Raw genomic sequence first — 17432 nt, forward strand, 5'->3', positions numbered from 1 at the left:
CAACGATTCTTTAACTAAACTGCTCTTTAATTAAACTGCTCTTTAATTAAACTACTCTTTAATTAAAGTAAAGGAATCGGCATTCCACTCCCACGTGGAATCTGAAGCCCCGGAGCTTTGAATACGGATTAGATGCTGCCCAGCATTTAAATCTAGCCTCGTGCTGGCGTTCAAGCTTTGAAATTGATCCCAGTTGCCATTGTTGGCAACATTCTCTTTGAGCCTTGAGCTGCCATCAACAAAGACTTCAATCGCGGTTTTTTCTTGTGTCGTCGCCAGTTTTGCCTCAAAGCGATACACACCCGATTCGGGCACCTGCACATGGTATTCCGCCCAGTCGCCGCGCTGATTAAAGTTGATTGCGGCAATACCGCTGGCTGTTGTGTAGCGTTCAAAGCCGCCATAGCTGCCGCCGGTATTGATAAAGTCTTCGGCTTCAAACAAAACGGTTGCCGGTGTGCCGGGCGAATTATCGCTGTATTCAAACAATATCCAGTTTAGGTTAAAAGCGCCGCCATTAAACTGAGCTTTTAGCACTTGGTTTTGCGCTTGTACAAGGCTGACATTTTTTAGGCTTACGGTTTTCCAGTTCTGCCAACCGCCGGTGCCACTAAATTCAAGCGTACCGAGCTTTTTGTTACCAAGTGTAAGTGTTATGGATTTACCTTGGGTAAAACCATTGGCGGCAATACGCATATGTATGTCATAGCTTCCCGAACTGATATCCGCCAAACTGTATTCCAGCCATTCACCATCTGTAACCCAACCGACATTAAAGCCGCCGCCGTTGTCACTTGTATCCTGAATATCCACCGCTTCAGTGCTGCGATAAACGCCGCCGGAATTTGCCGGGGTCGAATCCGAATACGCAAGCCCCTGCCCGCCCAAATCAAAGTCTTCTGCTTGAATAAGGCCGGGGATAATATGGTTGCTATAGGGGCTTTGCGAGCCTGTTGAGGTGTCTACATGCTCATAGGCACCGATATCATGTTGTACACGCACATTGCCTTGCACATCTACACTGGGGGCATTTTGAGCGGAGCCGGCATTGATTGCGGGTGAACCTGCTCTTAGCTGAAAATTCCGTGACGAAGCATTGACAAACAGCGGGTCCCGGCCGCTTAAATTGTGAGAGGCGCTATAAGCACCAGATTTAAAATAGCTGTCGGTACCGTTTTTATACATAAGGTTATTGCGGAATATATTCGAATGAGAGCCGGGGAAATGTAGCAAAATACCATAGCGAGGGTTGTTATAGATGGTATTGTTGCTGACCTCGACATTGTAAATACTGCCACTGCCCTGAGGGTGCTTATAGAACATAATGCCGTCTTCACTATTGCCGCTTAAGACATTGTTGTACACCTTCACATTTTTGATATCACCAACACCTTCGGTCATCAACGCGATGCCCTGCCCTTCATTGTTCCAAACGTAATTGTTAAATACCTCTACGTTATCGATATAAGGCTTAGGAAATTCAGGCAAGATGCCGGCCGCATCCAGATAAATACCACGCCGGGTTAGATCGTGAACGTAGTTGTTTTTAATAACGCCATTTTTAATACCGAGCTTAATATCTATACCTTCGCCGCCATAGGTCGGGTCGCCGCCATTAAAAACTTCATTGCCTGATATTTCAAAACCGACAATGCCATTGGCCAGCGTGATGCATTCGTTGTAACCACCGTTATTGGCTTTTTCTACCTTGTTATTTAAAATTTTTACATTGCGAATGTTTTCATAGTTTTTGGGGTCTTGTTTCCAGCGAACGCCCCAAATGCCAATGCCCGATGCTTTGGTATCGTAGGTATGGTTGTTTGAAAGTGTGATATTTGACGAGGGGCCCTCCACATAAAAACCTTCGGTGGGCGATTTATTAATTTTAATGCCCGATACTCGAATGTAGCTCTTGCGAATAATACGAAATGCTGCGTTATTTAATATCACTTTTTGTTCATCGCCGGGCATCGCGTCAAAGCTAATCCACGCATTGGCGTGGCCACTATTGGCTACATTTACTGTGCCGTAATAGTTGCCGGCCTTGATAAAAACATGGTCGCCGGCTTTAGCGGTGTTGGCCGCTTTTTGTATGGTTTTCCACGGCTGGCTAAGTGTGCCGCTGTTGTTGTCATTGCCATTCGTCGCGACATAAAAATTGGCAGCCCAGGTTACTGGGCTAACGAGTACAGTTAATAAGAAAAGAGCCAAGGCACGGCAGCGCACCCGGACGGGTTGATTGTGTTTCATAAGAAGATCCTAATTTGCTTTATTGTATTTTTTACAAAATTCGGTCTTATAGTTGTTTCAACAAGACAAGCTGTACAAGATCAGGGGATTTTCTTGAACAGACAAAGAAACAAATAACAGCGAGACTGAGATAAATACTCCTAATGCCTGGGCATCAGAAGTACGCAGCGTTTAGGCGCTAGCCCTAAAAGCCATGGCCTGCGAGCAACTCGAGAAGAAAACAGAAAACGAGCCCCGCTCACTACGCATACTTAGAATATCCAAAAACCGCAGATTTATTACATTTTGGCGCAATAAAAAGCAAATACGTGTCATTTGTAGTGAAGAAATGTGAAGTATTTCAAGCTGGCACTTAGTGAAAGCTGATCAAGAATTGCAGAAGCATATAAAGTCATAACGACTACAACAACCATGCGCTTTGCTCTCTAAGCAAGATCCAGCTTCTGTAAGATTGCGCTGCATTGTGCTGACTAAGCAGGCAAATTGCGAAGCTCTGCAACAGCTCTGCAACAGCCCATTGACAGTAATGGCTTGGGCAGCGGTTTTGTTTTGATGGCTCGGTGCTTTTTGTTTTTAATACGTCGAAGATCGTTGTTTTTAAGGTCTAAGTATCGAGATGCGGCGTAAATTAGGCCTAGGCGCTGCTCTTGTTTTAACAGCAGAGCAAGCTCACACCAGTAAAGATGAGGTTTTTATGGGACTTTTAGTAAACGGTCAGTGGCACGATACGTGGTATGACACAAAAAACTCAGACGGCGCATTTAAGCGCGAGGCGGCGCAGCTGCGCAATTGGGTTACGGCCGATGGCTCGGCGGGCCCCAGCGGTGTTGCTGGTTTTAAGGCAGAATCTGGCCGTTATCATTTATATGTATCGCTTGCCTGCCCGTGGGCACACCGCACCTTGATTTTTCGAAAGCTCAAACAGCTCGAAGCGCATATCAGCGTTTCTGTCGTCAGCCCGGATATGCTGCAAAGCGGCTGGAGCTTCAATAAGCACGAAGGCAGCAGTGGCGATACGCTGTTTGAATCTGAGTTTTTACACCAAGTTTATACGCGCAATAAAAACGATTACAGCGGGCGTGTTACCGTGCCTGTACTGTGGGATAAACAAACAAACTGCATCGTTAGCAATGAGTCGTCTGAAATTATTCGAATGTTTAACAGTGCGTTTAATACGCTAACTGGCGATACGCAGGATTTTTACCCGCTTGAGAAGCGCGAGGCCATCGATAAGATCAACACACTGGTGTACAACAACGTAAATAACGGCGTCTACCGCTGTGGTTTTGCAACCACTCAAAAGGCCTATGAGCTGGCTTATGACGATCTATTTAAGGCCTTAGATAATATTGAACAACGTTTAAGCCAGCAACGCTTTTTGGTGGGGGCTGAACTTAGTGAAGCCGACTGGCGTTTGTTTACCACACTTATTCGTTTTGATTCGGTCTATCACGGCCATTTTAAGTGCAACCGCCAACGCCTTGAAGACTACCCTGCTCTTAGCAACTATGTGCGTGAATTATATCAATGGCAAAACGTTGCCCAAACAGTGGATTTTTATCATATCAAGCGCCACTACTACTTTAGCCATACCATGATCAATCCAACGCAAGTGGTTCCTGTGGGGCCGGATATTGACTATTTGCGCCCGCACAATCGCGATCAGCTAAAGTAAGTGTTTTAAACAAGCAGCTATAAAAAAGGCGGCTTATACTGCAAGCCGCCTTGTAAGATTTGTTTAAGCGTTGTAATTACTGAAGTTTATTACTGGGGTTTATTCACCCGAATAATGGTTTCTTGTTTGGCATCTAAAACACCTGGGTGCTGTTTCAGCTCACCGACTACGCTACTTATGCTCTGGTTTTCACCAACACGATAAACCGCTGCAGCGTCGTCGCCATCTGAAATCAACTCGATATCAAGTTCATTGGCGATATCATCAGCCGATTGGTATTCATCGAGCAGCACTTTAACAATGCGAGTCTGATCGATTTGGCTGGATGCATCACTTTCAACATCACTGCTGCCATTTAGCAAGCGACTGCTGGTTAAACGCTCGGCCGCCGGCGCCGGTGTATCCAGGCCGTGGCGGCGCTCTAGGTCTTGAATAAGTTTTTGATCGCGCTCTTGCTGGGTCTCGGCATAGGCGGAGCTCGCAGCCAGCACAGCAGCTAAACACATAATCTTTTTCATTTTTTACCTCTTAAATCTGGTTGCTTGAGTGGCTGGGCTTAGTGACCGTAAATACGCAGCGATGCAGCGGTAATACGACCGAGCTGGCTGTTATTTTCGGTAGTGATTTCTTTGAATTCACGCGTATCACGCTTGTAGCCAAAGAAGCTGAATTCACCAGAGTTGGTATCGGTAACCCGAACTGTCCACTCACCTTGTGCGTCTTCACCGTAAAACGCATTACTTAAAAACACCGTATTGTTAAAGTCGGTCTGGGTATTGAGCGCTTGTTTTAAATCGCTGGCAACGGGCTCACCCTGATCGAGTACAAACATGCTGCGCGGCGTTAATACCATGCTGCTGGTGCCGGCAGGTGAAATAAGTTCAACCGCAAGGTCGGCGTCGCGACCGTGTTGAATGCTCAGCTTCACTTGCACCGCTTCCACGGTTAACACATCGTTTACGTAAATGGCTTGCTCAACGCCGCGCGGCCCTTCGGGGATTTGGCTGGCCGAACCGGATTGTGCACGAATAAAGCTTGTCACCTGCAAAGGCGGCAGCGGCTCGTAGCTTGGTGAAAGTGCAAGCTCAACGGCGGCGCTGGCATCAACGCGCCCAAAACCGTACCAGTTGTGAAAGTGGTAACCGGCGGCGTTGGTGAACCAGCCCGGTTCAGCAACAAAGTCACCTAAGCCAGTATCAACAACAATAGGACGGAAATTGCTGCCTATTTTACTTGCGGTTTTAGCCAGGATGTCTTTTGCATCGCGCCAGCTTAAATCTGGGTTGGCATCAAAAATAAGTGCAAAGGCACCCGAGGTAACCGGAGCCGCCGAGGACGTGCCGTTAAAGGTCGAGGTGTAATTGCACTCGTCGTTTAAGCGATCGCTACCGTTATTAAACGCTGTGCTGGCGCCACTTGAGGCGTAACCGGCGTTACAGCCTTCAATATCAACTGTGACCATTGCCGGGTTGTCATCGCCGTATTCACCGCCGTGGGCGGACACCCAAACGGATGCACCAACGGTTGAATACGAAGAAAGTACATCGCCATCACCTCGCCCGGAAACGCGGTTTTCGCCAGCGCTGAGTGCAGAAATGGTGGTGTGGTAGAAACTCGCATTTGAAGGCTCACTCGCGGCTACCTGCGCAGGCAAACTTTGCGCCTGGCTTTTGCTGGTATCACGCGCATCGGCAGAAAAGATAAAATCTGGGGTATAGGTCGATCCTGAGCTCTGACACTGAGGCGAGCTCGGGTAAAAACTGCACCACCACGGCAGAGGCCCACTCGCGCCGTCGCCGGTTTTGTATTTAAATACGCTGGCAACGTTGCTTAAGTACGAGAACGAATTACCGGCAGATTTTACAAACGCGATGCCTTTGCCCTGATTAACCCGGCGATTAACACTGGCAAGGTGTGACTCTTCTTGGGCATTGTCGACACTGTCGAAACTAACAGGCCAGATTGGTGAAAAACCATAACTTTGGTTGATGACTCGCGCATCGTCGGTTACACCCGCACCACCATGGGTTTCAACCCACGATTCATAGCTTTGACTTTCAAGCCAGTTAAAGCCCATCAATTTGGCAAGTGGTGCAACACCGCGCCCGCCTAAGCCGTTAAAACCACGCGCAGCAATAAGGCCGGCCACTGACGTGCCGTGATCACCACCTGTTTCAGAGCGCGGTGGCGTAGGGTCTGTTGGGTCGGCAGCGCCGGCAACGTAGTTGCGCGATCGCCCAGGTAATACGTTAGCGGCAAGATCTTCGTGGGCAATGGCCATGCCCGAATCAACCACGGCGACCTTAACCGATTCACCAAGCACGCGGTAGTCAACGTGAGCGGCGGTGGTATTGATATCGTTTCCAGCATCGCCGGGGTTTTTCGCCGCCGCGCGTTGGCCGGTGTTATCCAGGTGCCACTGCATAAAATAAAGTGGGTCGCTGTTTTGATATTCCTGTTCACTGGCGAATAATTCCGCGTAGCGTTCAGCCTGTACGCCTGCACTTAAACCCAATACGCACGCACTCACGGCGATGGGCAGTAGACTCTTATTCATACACTTCATGTGGTTATTTTACCTCTAGCTTGCTTTGATTCTTGTGCAAAGAAACGACGTTGTTGTTCTAATTAAAAAAACAACATGGCCGTTCTAAGCTGCTGAGAAATCACATGTGCCTGGGGTTTTTATTGCCTGCTTGCAGCTGCAGCAAAAAATAAAAACAACAACGATCACCCAGAAAGCCAAAAGCTGCCAGAGCAGCTTAAGTCTGCCGCTTTAAAAGCGATCTTTGCTGGTCACATGTGGTTTAGGCGCGCAAATTAATGTCGGCTGCTACAAAGACATGCGTCCGTGTATTGCGCGCACAATAAATCGACGCTTGACTGACAACTCGCCTCAACGCGCTGGCGCTTAGCTGCGCAACATGGACGTTTATTTTTTGATGTTTCTGAGCATTTATTAGCAGGCCTTGCCTTTTGATGGCTGGCATTGCTGCATTTATGCCCAGCTTTAGATAAGTGGGCGGAGTTCTTTGCAAATTACGCGCTGGCACTCAAAGCCGCGACGTTTTGTTAAGCAGCTCTGGCAGTGCCCTACTCTTAGATAAAACGGTGTTTAATTTGCTGCATGTTTGAAAAATTGCGCGCCATTGGCTTTTGCACACCTGTGTCTGTAAAGCGATCAAGTTGTATACAAATCGTAACGATGGTTATTCTTCGACAGCTGCTTGGATACTAATTACATTTATCTGTCATATAGGCCGGTTAGCATGCGGCGCGTTGTCTAAGCCAGATTCAATCTATCGCCAGGCGAATACCCAACTAATGCCTGACTAACTCCCGACTAAATCTATCGCTTTGCTTTATTTTTTCTGATCTAACCACCGCCATGCTGTTTCCCAAGAAAAGTGTTTGGGCCTTGCTGCATGCCCTTGCGATCGTTGCAGTGTTAAGCGCCCTTGCAACGGGCCTGCGCATTGCCGTACTTGACTACCCGTTTTTACTTGCCTTAAACCATTTTTTACCTCAGGGGCAAATGCATGCTCTGCACTTGTATGCGGGTGCGTTAATCAGCCTTGTTGCGCTTCTGTATGTTTTGCTGTCTCTAAGTCGCGCGCTGCCCAACACCTTAAGGCCAAAACTAAAAAAGAAAAGTGGCCGCTTTCAACTCGTGCTTAGCTACTGCATGCGCGTGGCACTTAGCCTATTACTTATTAGTGGTTGGCTATTGTTTTTTGAGCCAGAATCAAGCGCCATCGACGCTATAAAAAAAGTACATTTTTACGCGGCCGTTTTTATGCTGATCTATTTGGTTTTGCACAGCGCCGGTTATTACCTTGAATACGGTGCAACAATATTAGCTTGGATCAGCAAACCTTTTTTAAAACTAACACGGCGTACTGTTGCCATCAGCTTGTTGATGTGTGTGCTGCTCGTGATCTTTATCAAGGTGATCGTTCAGCAACATCATCAGTTACAGGTGCTGACTATTGATGAAAACAAACATATAGAAATTGATGGTTTAATGTCCGAGGCGCTCTGGCAACAGGCCGAGGCCATCACCGTTCAGACTCATAGCGGCGCGAATTTTGAACACGGCAGCGGCGCAACCCCGGTAACTATACGGGCCTTGCAAAATGGCCACGATATTTATATGCACTTTCGCTGGCGCGATGAGACTAAAAGCCTGGAACATTTACCGCTGATAAAAACCGAACAAGGTTGGAAAGTGCTGCAGCAGGGATTCAAAGACTTTGACGAACGACGCTACTACGAAGATAAGTTTGCGGTGATTTTGTCCGACAGCTGTGAACTAAATGCCGCAGGCACCGCTCATCTTGGCCCCAAACCTTTAAAGGACAAACCCAAACACTGGACAGGCAAAGGTTATCACTATCGCAAACACGGCTTGGTTGATTTGTGGCAGTGGAAGGCGGTGCGAAGCAACAGCATGCAACTGATGGATGACAACTATATCGGCGAGCCGGTAGAAGCCCGCGCCGGTGAAAGGCGTTATACCGCCGGTTACCAGCAGGACGCCAAAGAATCCGGTGCCTATAAAATGAATTGGCAGTGGTTTTACAGTGACGGTATTGTGCCCAAGCGCCTGGCCATCAACAAACAAAACCTCGCGCCGTATCAGGGCTTAGCGAACGAGAGCGCAGCGTTCTCGACGTTAAGCTCTTTAGACTTAGACTTAGACTTAGACTTAGACTCAGACTTAGACTCAGACTCAGACTCAGACTCAGACTCAGACTCAGACTCAGCACAAGCGACGCCCTGGGTGCTGCCCTGGTTTGATAGTCAGGCCTATCAGGCCCAGCAAGACGATTACGCACCTGGCAGCATCATGCCTTCGATTTTATATGTATCAAACCAGTTTGAAGGTGATCGCGCTCATGTGCGCGCGTTTGCGCGCTGGCAACAGGGGTATTGGTCTTTGGAATTATTTCGAAAACTCGATACACAATCGGTCAAAGATATTGCAATCAGCGATGGCGTTTGCATGTGGGTGGCGGCTTTTGATCGCAGCCAAATTGCTCACACCCGTCACACCCGCCCTATCGAGCTCAATATACAATGATGCCTTTTTGCAAACGCTTGGCGCTGCTAATTTTTATTGCGGTAGTTATCTATTTTTCACTGTACGAACATGTACCTGAGCAAAGTGCGCCTGCGCGATTTGTAAAAATCGATCGTTTCGGTGAACTTGTAGATAATTGGCACGGCCCCTGGGCCTGTATTTACGACAGTAAGACCGGGCTGGTTTGGGAAAATAAAAGCGATGATGAAAGTATTCACGATGCGCTTTGGACCTATTCCTGGCAGCAGCAACAATACGGCGTTGAAAACGGCGGCGATTGTTATTTTGAACTTGATCGCTGTGATACTGCTGATTTAATTCGCCGCGCCAACAATGAAGCGAGCTGCGGTATCGACCAGTGGCGTTTACCCTCGGCGGTGGAACTTCGCTCCATTGTTAACCCTTCACCTAAAGCTGGCCAGGCGAGCATCTACAATGATTTTTTTCCACATACTAAGCGCGGCGATTACTGGAGCTCGGAACACGAGCGTGTATTGACGGGGGTATATAAGCACCTTGGCCACGGCGCTGTTGCTATCGATTTTATCAGCGGTGAGCAACGGGTTATACCCTATAGGAACGCGGCTTTTGTACGCCTTGTTAGCCGGCCTGATAAGAAATTAACACGCAAATTAGAACAAGCACTAAAAGCAAAGCAGCGTTAAATGGGCGGGCTCGTCATTTAATGCGCTATCAACAACGTGGCCGGAGCACTCGCCCTGGCCCGAAAACTTGAAGAATAACCGTAGGCGCCGAGTCTATCTTTGTCGCGTACACGCTTATCTTGTCGCGCTGCACGCACTGAAACAATTGTTTTATTCAGCTTTCATATTTCTTTCCATCGCCTTTCATATTCACAGCCTATGCTTCGAGCCAGCTCTTTGTCTGCCCGTAGATAAGCTAGGAAGAGCCCAAGCTTCTGATCACGATTTGTTCTTTACACAAACACAAAAATCCCTGCGATCTATCTCTATTTGAGGAAAAAATGAACAAACTATTTTTATCTGCCGCGATGGCGTTAAGTTCTATGTTTGCTGCGCATGTCAGCCAAGCCGACAGCAAGTGGGTGCGCCTGGGCTGGCAAGGCGATGCCAGCAGTGAAGCAACCATTAGTTTTACTGCCGATGGCAGTAATAACAATGCTTACGTCAGTTATGGTTACAGCAGCAATGAAAACAACTGGTACAGCGAGCCGGTAACTTTTACATCGAGCATGGCCTCAATTACCAGTAAACACGTACGTTTAAATAATTTAAATCCCGACGCAGAAGTGTATTTTCGTATCTGTGATGACGGTGGCTGTGGCGAGCGCTTCTGGTTTAAAACGGCCGCGAATGACAATTCGCCGTTTGTTTTTGTCGCAGGTGGCGATACTCGCACGGGCTGGACCAATCGCCAGGACGGAAACCGTTTAATCGCGAAAGTTCGCCCGCTGTTTGTTATGCACGGTGGTGACTTTACCGATGCAAATAATTATTCGCAGTGGCGCCAGTGGTTGATCGACTGGGAGCTTTCGTATTCGAGCGACAATATAGATGGCTTGAGCTATAAACGTATTTACCCGATGATCAGCACCCACGGCAACCACGAAGATGGCGATATCAGCACCATCTGTAAAATGCTCGGTGTGGATGTCGATCGCAATAACAGCTGCTCCGCCTACGATTCGTTTTACACTGTAGATGTCTCGCCGCTTTTGCGTATTTACACCTTAAACTCGCAGTTTATGAATCGAAGCTCAAGTTTGCAGAATGCGCAAAATAATTGGCTGCGCAGCGATTTAGCGAATAATGGCGCCTCGGCCATTTGGCGCATCGCCCAGTACCACAAGCCGATGTTCCCCCACTACAGCGGCAAATCCGACAACCACACCTTGTTTAACTGGTGGGCGCAAGATTTTTACGACTACGGTATGAACCTTGTTGTTGAGTCGGACACACACTTAACTAAGCTGACCGAAGTTGTCGCACCAAGCGGCAATGGTTTTGCCGGTGCCGACCAGGGGGTTCGCTCCGGAACTGTTTATGTTGGTGAAGGCAGCTGGGGTGCTCCGGCGCGTTCGGCTAATGACGCCAAGTCCTGGACGATGGATTTGGCAAGCATTCAGCAGTTTAAAGTGATTAGCGTCGATGCTACACAAATGCAGCTGCGAACCGCACAATTTAACGGCTCGCCAGCGAGCTTAAGCAAAGCCACACGCGATGCCGACGCGACAGCGCTGCCTAGTGGCGTTAACTGGTGGGTTGCGAATAATGTCGGTGATGTTATGACCCTTGAAAGCGACGCCAACAACCGCAGTGTGCTCGCAGGTTCAGCAGGTTCTGGCAACGCTACGACACTTAGTATTGAAGCGTCGATGGACACATTTATTTCCAGTGCGCATGCCAATAACAATTACAACGCTTCGTCAGATCAGCTGCTCGCTGACGGCGCGGATAATTACTACGGTGAAATGCAAAGTTTGATAGCCTGGGATGTCTCGGCGATTCCGAGTTGTGCAAGCATCGAGTTGGTAAAAGTTGAGCTCAATCTTTTCGATCCGTCTTCGGGCTCTTACAGTATTTTTGCTGGCACAAACAATTGGCAAGAATCGTCGGTAAGCTGGAATAGCGTTAATGGCGACGCCCAGCAAGGCGAGGCCGTCGGCAGTTTTACTCCGGGCTCCAAGGGTTTTTACAGTGTGCAATTAAACTCCGCCGGATCAAACATGGTTAAGAGCTGGGTTAACGGCAACAGCAACGCCGGCATTGTTATCGCCTCGGCGGGAACCAGCAACGGTATTGATATCAACGATAGAGAATCGGGCAAAGCGCCGGTGTTGCGTGTTACTTACAATGAAGATAACTGTGGTGGCAGCAGCAACCAGGCGCCGACGGCGAATTTCTCAAGCCGCGCAGACGAGTTAGATGTTGCCTTTAGCGACGCATCAAGCGACAGTGACGGCAGCGTTGTTTTGTGGCGTTGGGATTTTGGCGACGGCTATAGCAGCAGCGCTAAAAACCCCAGGCATCGCTACGCGCGTGCGGGAACTTACCGCGTAACACTAAGTGTTAGCGATAATGACGGCGCCAGCGCAACACGCAGTAAAGATCTTAGTGTTAGCTCAAATAACAATGTGAGCCAAAGTATTGATATTCGCAGCAGCGAAGATACCTATATTTCCCGCCGCCACAGCAATTCAAATTTTGAAGCAGATGGCTACGAGCTGCTCGCCGACGGATACGATCTTAGCTACGGCGAAATGCAAATTTTAATAAAGTGGGATGTGTCGGCCGTGCCCGCGTGCGCAACGATAGAAAGCGCTGAGCTTGACCTTGATGTGTTTGATGCATCATCGGGCAACTACAATCTCTTTGCTGGCAACAAAGCTTGGTCTGCTGCTTCTGCTACCTGGAATTCCGTCGGCGGCAATGATTTACACGGCCAAAACATCGGCAGTTTTGTGCCGGGGTCGACGCGCGTATATAAAGTAAGCTTTAATGCTTCGGGTGTTGCGGCTGTGCAACAGTGGTTAAACGGCGATAACTATGGGCTTGTTATTGCCTCCGGCGGCACAAGTAATGGCCTGGATATTCACGACCTTGAATCCGGTAAAGGCCCGCTGCTGCGCCTTCGCTACAACAAAAGCCAGTGCGCTAATTAAAGCCAATCGCTGCGCGCTTAGCCGCCGTGTCATCCACGGCGACTAAGCGGTTCGAACAGTTAAAGCCAGCTAAAACTCAGCTAAGTAAATTCAACTAACTACGCTCAACCAAGAACGTTCAACCAACTGCGTTCAACTCAGTCATTTCAGCTAAACCAGTTCAGTTAAACGAGTTCAGTTAAACAAGCTCAGCTAAAAAAGGTCGCCCATAGTAAAAGCTTGGGCGGCTTTTTTATTTTGATCGGCCTGGCATAACCACCGAAATATAAGGCGCAAGCGTTGGCACGTTAAGGGCTTATCTAAAACAATTAATGCAGTTTAAGCACCGGGCGTAAACGGCGGTTAATTCGATCTACCAACATTAATAAGCTTGTGCGTGTGTAGCCGTGTAAGGCAATTTGATGCAAACGGTATAACGAAACGTAGAGCCGTTTAGCAATACTGCCCTCAACAAATACGGTATCGCCAAGTACACCCTGTAACACGCCAACCGAAGAGTATTCAGCAAAAGATACCAGCGAGCCGTGATCTTTGTATTTAAAGGGCTCCAGCGGCTCGCCTTTTAATTGGCGAACTAAGTTTTTATAGGTGCAGGTGGCCATTTGATGGGCACTTTGTGCGCGCGGCGGTATACGGCTGCCGTCTTCAAAGGTCAGTGATGCACAGTCGCCAATGGCGTAAATCTGGCTGTCATTTTCGCTCTGCAATGTTTCGCGAACAACGATTTGATGTATGCGATTGGTGTTTAAGCCACCGATATTTTGCAGAAAATCGCGGCATTTCACCCCGGCTGCCCACACACAAATATCGGCGTCGATAAAATCATCGGCGGTTACCAGGCCACCGGCCTGAACGGAACTAACCGTCGTTTTACAGTGAATTTTTGTGCCGAGTTGACTGAGAATTTGCGAGGCTTTTTTAGATATGCGCTCTGGTAACGCTGCAAGAATACGATCGGAGGCTTCAACCAACTCAACCTGAATGGAGCTGCGGTCAACGTTCTTGAAACCGTAAGTATTTAGAGTCTCGGCGAGTTGATATAGCTCGGCTGTTAACTCGACACCGGTTGCACCGCCGCCGACAACCGCAACCCGCAGCGGGCGCTGCTGCCCGAGCGCTTTGATTTTCAAAAACTCGTTGAGTATGCGCTTGTGCAGAATATTGGCTTGTTTGGTTTCATCAAGGGTAAAGCAGTGCTCTTTGACGCCCTCGATGCCAAAGTCGTTGGTAATTGAACCCAAAGCGATGACCAGATAATCAAAGGCGATACTGCGCTTGGGTACCAGCACCTCTCCTTCATCGTCGACAATGGCGGCAAGTGCCACCGTGCGCGCATCGCGATCAAGCCCCTCAAGGCAGCCGAGCTGAAATTCAAAACCGTTATTGCGAGCGTGCAAACGGTAATCAATACCTTCGGTTTCCGCATTTAATGAGCCCGAAGCAACTTCGTGCAACAACGGTTTCCAGATATGGAAGGGGTGTTTGTCTAACAATAAAACGGATATAGACGGGTCTTTGCGAAACTTGCGGCCCAGACGCGTGGCGAGTTCAAGACCGCCGGCGCCGCCGCCGACAATAACAATGCGTTTACAACTTTCTTGCATGGTGTGCCTTAGCTTAAATGAGTGGAATGAGTTTACTGCGTGTTAAACACTCATGCTTCGGGCATGATGTAGCGTGTAATAACGGCGTTTAAGCTGTGACCTGCATTTCTCGTCGCGCATAGTTCATGCCTTCGCGTATCAGTCGAACTGATTCAATTGCTTTGGTTCCGCGATGAATTTTGGGGCTGATTTCGTAGGGTTCTGCCCAGGTGCCAGCTTTAAGTTCAATTTCGTGTCCGTCGCGGTGCACAACCAGTTTCGGATGGCGCATTTCCCAGCTCATAGTTTATTCCCTTATACAAAAGGCTCACCATAGGGGCCCGAGTTGCTAGCGTCAAGATATAGTGCATACATTAACTTCGGAAAAATGGCACGCTATCTAACAAGCCTTGTGTCAGATGGCTTAAGCCGAATTTTAACCATGCTGACAATGCCGCACTTTGATCCAGAGCGATACAGTGGCAGGAAGATCCACTTGTATTCGGAAGCGCCATGGCCCTGCCCCTTTTTCGCAAAATCCTAGTATTGAAACCATTGCTGCTTGCGCTGCTATTAAGTGCGTGTAATGACATCAATATTGACAGCAGCGATACGCTGGAATTCCAGCCCGACGAGCCAGCAACCGAACCGGGCGGCCCGCCGGGCAACAGCGGCAACGTTGTTAACCCACAAGATACAGACTTGCCGAAACTGACGCTTGAGCAGTTTGAGCGCGGCGGCCAGCTTTACGCTGCTCAGTGTCAAGCTTGTCACGGCCGCGACGGCAAAGGCGGCGCATTTGCACTGTTTGTCAATGCCAACGATGCCGATGCCATTGCCGATATTAGCTATAAAAACATGCCAACGAGTAACCCCGCCCTGTGTGACCTTAACTGCGCCGAGGACATTAGCCATTGGTTAATCGAAAAACGTTACCCGGGCAGCTATCAGTTAATCGCTATTGAGCAAAACGAGCCCGATGCGGGCGCTGGCTCTGATAGCGATAATACCGGCGAGAATAATAACAACCCGGATTCAGGTGAACGGCCTCCTGCTGCGGGCTCTGGCGATCAAGGTGACAGTTCGATCACCGAGCCAAATGATGATCAAGGTGAAACACAGACGCCGGGACTTTCGCCGGATCTGCCGATGTGCCCTACTCGCCTTTGGCAAAAAGCAGCAACTTACGCTTTGGGAGACGAGGTACTTAATAACACGGGCGCCTATCGCTGCAAGATCCCCGGTTGGTGTTCGAGCCCAGCTAGTTGGGCCTATGAGCCAGGCAAAGGGCTTTTTTGGCAAGAGGCCTGGAGCTCGATCGATTGTCTTGCCACGGTTCCGGATGATTCAACTCCGGACAATTCAACTCCGGACAATTCAACTCCGGACAATTCAACTCCGGACAATTCGACGCCGGACAATTCGATTCCGGATAATTCGGCGCCCGAGAACGATTTAACTGCGCAGGCGGAGGCATTATTTAATGAGCACTGTTTATCGTGCCACGTTGCATCGGGCCTTGGTGGTGATCTGTGGCTAAGCCAGGTTCAAAGCCGCTGGGCCGAACGCAGTTTTAACGAGTTTTCAACTAAAGTCGCGGCGATGCCGGCCCCCGAGTGCACAGACGCCTGCCAACAAACCCTTGCCTCGTGGATATGGCAGCGCTGGGGTTATGTTGAGCAAGAAACATCTGCGCGCGCTTTGGGTGTTCGCGGTATACGTCTGTTAAGCCCCTATGAATATAAAAACATTATTCGGGATGTACTCGGCGTGGAACTTGCGCACGACGAATTACCGCCGGCACGCTTTGATGCCGATTTTAAATACGCAACACAAAGTGATCGCGGCGTGGTACTTGAAACACAAGTTAGGCAGTATCAACAGCTCGCCAGTACCGTTAGCCAAGCAGCCGATTTAAGCCGCTTCGGCTGCGGGCTAAGCTGCGCCGACAACGCCATTGAGCAGCTTATTTTACATCTGTTCCGGCGCCCAGCCAGTAACGAGCAGTTAACGCGCTATCGGCGCTATCAACAGGATCACGGCCCCGATTCGATGTTAAACGCCATGCTTATGTCGCCGTATTTTCTTTACCATATTGAACTTGGCAGCTGGAATGAAGACGACAAGCGCTACGAACTTGACGCGTACGAACGCGCGGCACATTTAAGCTTTCGCCTGTGGGGCACAAGCCCGGATTCAACGCTTCTCGAGCGCGCCGGGCAAGGCGAATTAAATAGCAAACAAGGGCTAAGCGATCACGTCGATACCATGCTCAGCGATGCGCGCTTTGCCACACACTTTGCCGAGTTTATTCGCTATTACACCAACACCTACGCAAGGCTGCCAGAAAAACCGGGTTTAACCAGGGAAATAATCGATGCGATGCAGCAAGAGCAACAGCTCGCTATCGCCGATTTATTTAACCGGGGTTCAGCGACAATCGACGAGTTATTTAACCCTGAGTTTACTTTTGTCAACGCCGCGCTTGCGGAGCACTACGGCATTAATTCTGCCGAGCCAGACTTTGTAAAAGTCGCGACCAACGATCGGCGCGGAGGCCTGTTGCACCACGGGGCGACGCAAGTACACAACAGTGACTTCTCGGCGACCTCGCTGGTCAAGCGCGGCAAGATGATGCGCGAAAATATGCTCTGTCACAGCTTGGGTGTGCCCTCTGGCGTCGACCCTGCAAATATTCAGTTGCCAAGTCACGCGATTAGTACCCGCGAGCGCTGGCAGCTAATTACCGGGCCCGAAGCGAGTGAAGGCCAGTGCTGGAGCTGCCATCAGTTAATGAACGAGCCCGGCGTGGCGATGGAACACTTCGATCACGCCGGCCGCTACCGCACTTCGGAAACAAGCTTTAATGTCGACGGTGTGCAATTGGCGATTGATGCGACAGGCGTATTGCGGGACAACAGCGGTGCCGAGTATTTGGCTAGTTATTCAACGCTGCGCGATTTGAGCATCTATTTCGCGTCCAGCGAGCAGCTGCGCGCATGTTTTGTCGACAACCTGTATCGCTTTAGCTCTGGCCACGAAGCCGATGAAAACAGTGATGCCGGCATCCAGGCCATCGCCGATTCATTTGAATTAAGCGGTGATATACGCGAGTTAATGCGCGATCTTGTCTTAAGTGATGTGCTGCTGTACCGCCAATAAGCGCTGTTTTGCAAGATTCTTTTCTCTGCGTAAAAC

At 49.2% G+C, this 17432-nt stretch carries 10 protein-coding genes; 5 read left to right on the plus strand and 5 right to left on the minus strand.

What is annotated here, in order from left to right:
* Positions 1-51: 51 nt before the first annotated feature.
* Positions 52-2250 (minus strand): carbohydrate-binding protein, encoded by a 2199-nt coding sequence (locus CFK45_RS07915; protein ID WP_096085900.1) that lies wholly within the window; start codon positions 2248-2250, stop codon positions 52-54.
* Positions 2251-2944: 694 nt separating this feature from the next.
* Between CFK45_RS07915 and CFK45_RS07920 the strand changes: the two genes are divergently transcribed.
* Positions 2945-3925, plus strand: a complete 981-nt coding sequence (locus CFK45_RS07920) for a glutathione S-transferase family protein (RefSeq protein WP_096085968.1) — start codon at positions 2945-2947, stop codon at positions 3923-3925.
* A gap of 89 nt (positions 3926-4014) precedes the next feature.
* On the opposite strand, the gene CFK45_RS07925 is transcribed toward CFK45_RS07920, so the two are convergent.
* Both CFK45_RS07925 and CFK45_RS07930 read right to left on the minus strand, forming a co-directional pair.
* Positions 4015-4443, minus strand: a complete 429-nt coding sequence (locus tag CFK45_RS07925; protein ID WP_096085901.1) for a hypothetical protein — start codon at positions 4441-4443, stop codon at positions 4015-4017.
* A 38-nt stretch (positions 4444-4481) separates the two neighbouring features.
* Positions 4482-6482, minus strand: coding sequence for a S8 family serine peptidase (locus CFK45_RS07930; protein ID WP_158224636.1), 2001 nt, complete (start codon positions 6480-6482; stop codon positions 4482-4484).
* Between the two features lie 831 nt (positions 6483-7313).
* Between CFK45_RS07930 and CFK45_RS07940 the strand changes: the two genes are divergently transcribed.
* The 3 genes from CFK45_RS07940 (at position 7314) to CFK45_RS07950 (ending at position 12651) form a co-directional block, all read left to right on the plus strand.
* Complete coding sequence (locus CFK45_RS07940; RefSeq protein ID WP_143247519.1) at positions 7314-9008, plus strand: ethylbenzene dehydrogenase-related protein; 1695 nt, start codon at positions 7314-7316, stop codon at positions 9006-9008.
* Positions 9005-9673, plus strand: a complete 669-nt coding sequence (locus tag CFK45_RS07945; RefSeq protein ID WP_096085904.1) for an Lcl C-terminal domain-containing protein — start codon at positions 9005-9007, stop codon at positions 9671-9673. Before CFK45_RS07940 ends, CFK45_RS07945 begins: the two co-directional genes overlap by 4 nt.
* A 320-nt stretch (positions 9674-9993) precedes the next feature.
* Complete coding sequence (locus CFK45_RS07950; RefSeq protein ID WP_096085905.1) at positions 9994-12651, plus strand: DNRLRE domain-containing protein; 2658 nt, start codon at positions 9994-9996, stop codon at positions 12649-12651.
* Between the two features lie 308 nt (positions 12652-12959).
* On the opposite strand, the gene CFK45_RS07955 is transcribed toward CFK45_RS07950, so the two are convergent.
* Positions 12960-14255, minus strand: coding sequence for an NAD(P)/FAD-dependent oxidoreductase (locus CFK45_RS07955; RefSeq protein WP_096085906.1), 1296 nt, complete (start codon positions 14253-14255; stop codon positions 12960-12962).
* A gap of 88 nt (positions 14256-14343) precedes the next feature.
* Positions 14344-14538: a hypothetical protein gene (locus CFK45_RS07960; RefSeq protein WP_096085907.1), complete on the minus strand. Its 195-nt coding sequence runs from the start codon at positions 14536-14538 to the stop codon at positions 14344-14346.
* Between the two features lie 209 nt (positions 14539-14747).
* Here CFK45_RS07960 and CFK45_RS18795 point away from each other — a divergent pair, with 209 nt between their 5' ends.
* A complete protein-coding gene (locus CFK45_RS18795; protein ID WP_143247520.1) occupies positions 14748-17396 on the plus strand; it encodes a DUF1592 domain-containing protein in 2649 nt (882 codons plus the stop codon).
* The last annotated feature ends 36 nt before the right edge of the window (positions 17397-17432 follow it).

The sequence above is a fragment of the Agaribacterium haliotis genome (genome assembly GCF_002312815.1).
In the GTDB taxonomy this organism is placed as follows: domain Bacteria; phylum Pseudomonadota; class Gammaproteobacteria; order Pseudomonadales; family Cellvibrionaceae; genus Agaribacterium; species Agaribacterium haliotis.

Bases quoted from the DNA above. Each gene is read 5' to 3' on its own strand.
- CFK45_RS07960 (WP_096085907.1), bottom strand. From the start codon at position 14,538: ATGAGCTGGGAAATGCGCCATCCGAAACTGGTTGTGCACCGCGACGGA.
- CFK45_RS18795 (WP_143247520.1), top strand. From the start codon at position 14,748: ATGGCCCTGCCCCTTTTTCGCAAAATCCTAGTATTGAAACCATTGCTG.
- CFK45_RS07930 (WP_158224636.1), bottom strand. From the start codon at position 6,482: ATGAATAAGAGTCTACTGCCCATCGCCGTGAGTGCGTGCGTATTGGGT.
- CFK45_RS07915 (WP_096085900.1), bottom strand. From the start codon at position 2,250: ATGAAACACAATCAACCCGTCCGGGTGCGCTGCCGTGCCTTGGCTCTT.
- CFK45_RS07950 (WP_096085905.1), top strand. From the start codon at position 9,994: ATGAACAAACTATTTTTATCTGCCGCGATGGCGTTAAGTTCTATGTTT.
- CFK45_RS07955 (WP_096085906.1), bottom strand. From the start codon at position 14,255: ATGCAAGAAAGTTGTAAACGCATTGTTATTGTCGGCGGCGGCGCCGGC.
- CFK45_RS07920 (WP_096085968.1), top strand. From the start codon at position 2,945: ATGGGACTTTTAGTAAACGGTCAGTGGCACGATACGTGGTATGACACA.
- CFK45_RS07945 (WP_096085904.1), top strand. From the start codon at position 9,005: ATGATGCCTTTTTGCAAACGCTTGGCGCTGCTAATTTTTATTGCGGTA.
- CFK45_RS07940 (WP_143247519.1), top strand. From the start codon at position 7,314: ATGCTGTTTCCCAAGAAAAGTGTTTGGGCCTTGCTGCATGCCCTTGCG.
- CFK45_RS07925 (WP_096085901.1), bottom strand. From the start codon at position 4,443: ATGAAAAAGATTATGTGTTTAGCTGCTGTGCTGGCTGCGAGCTCCGCC.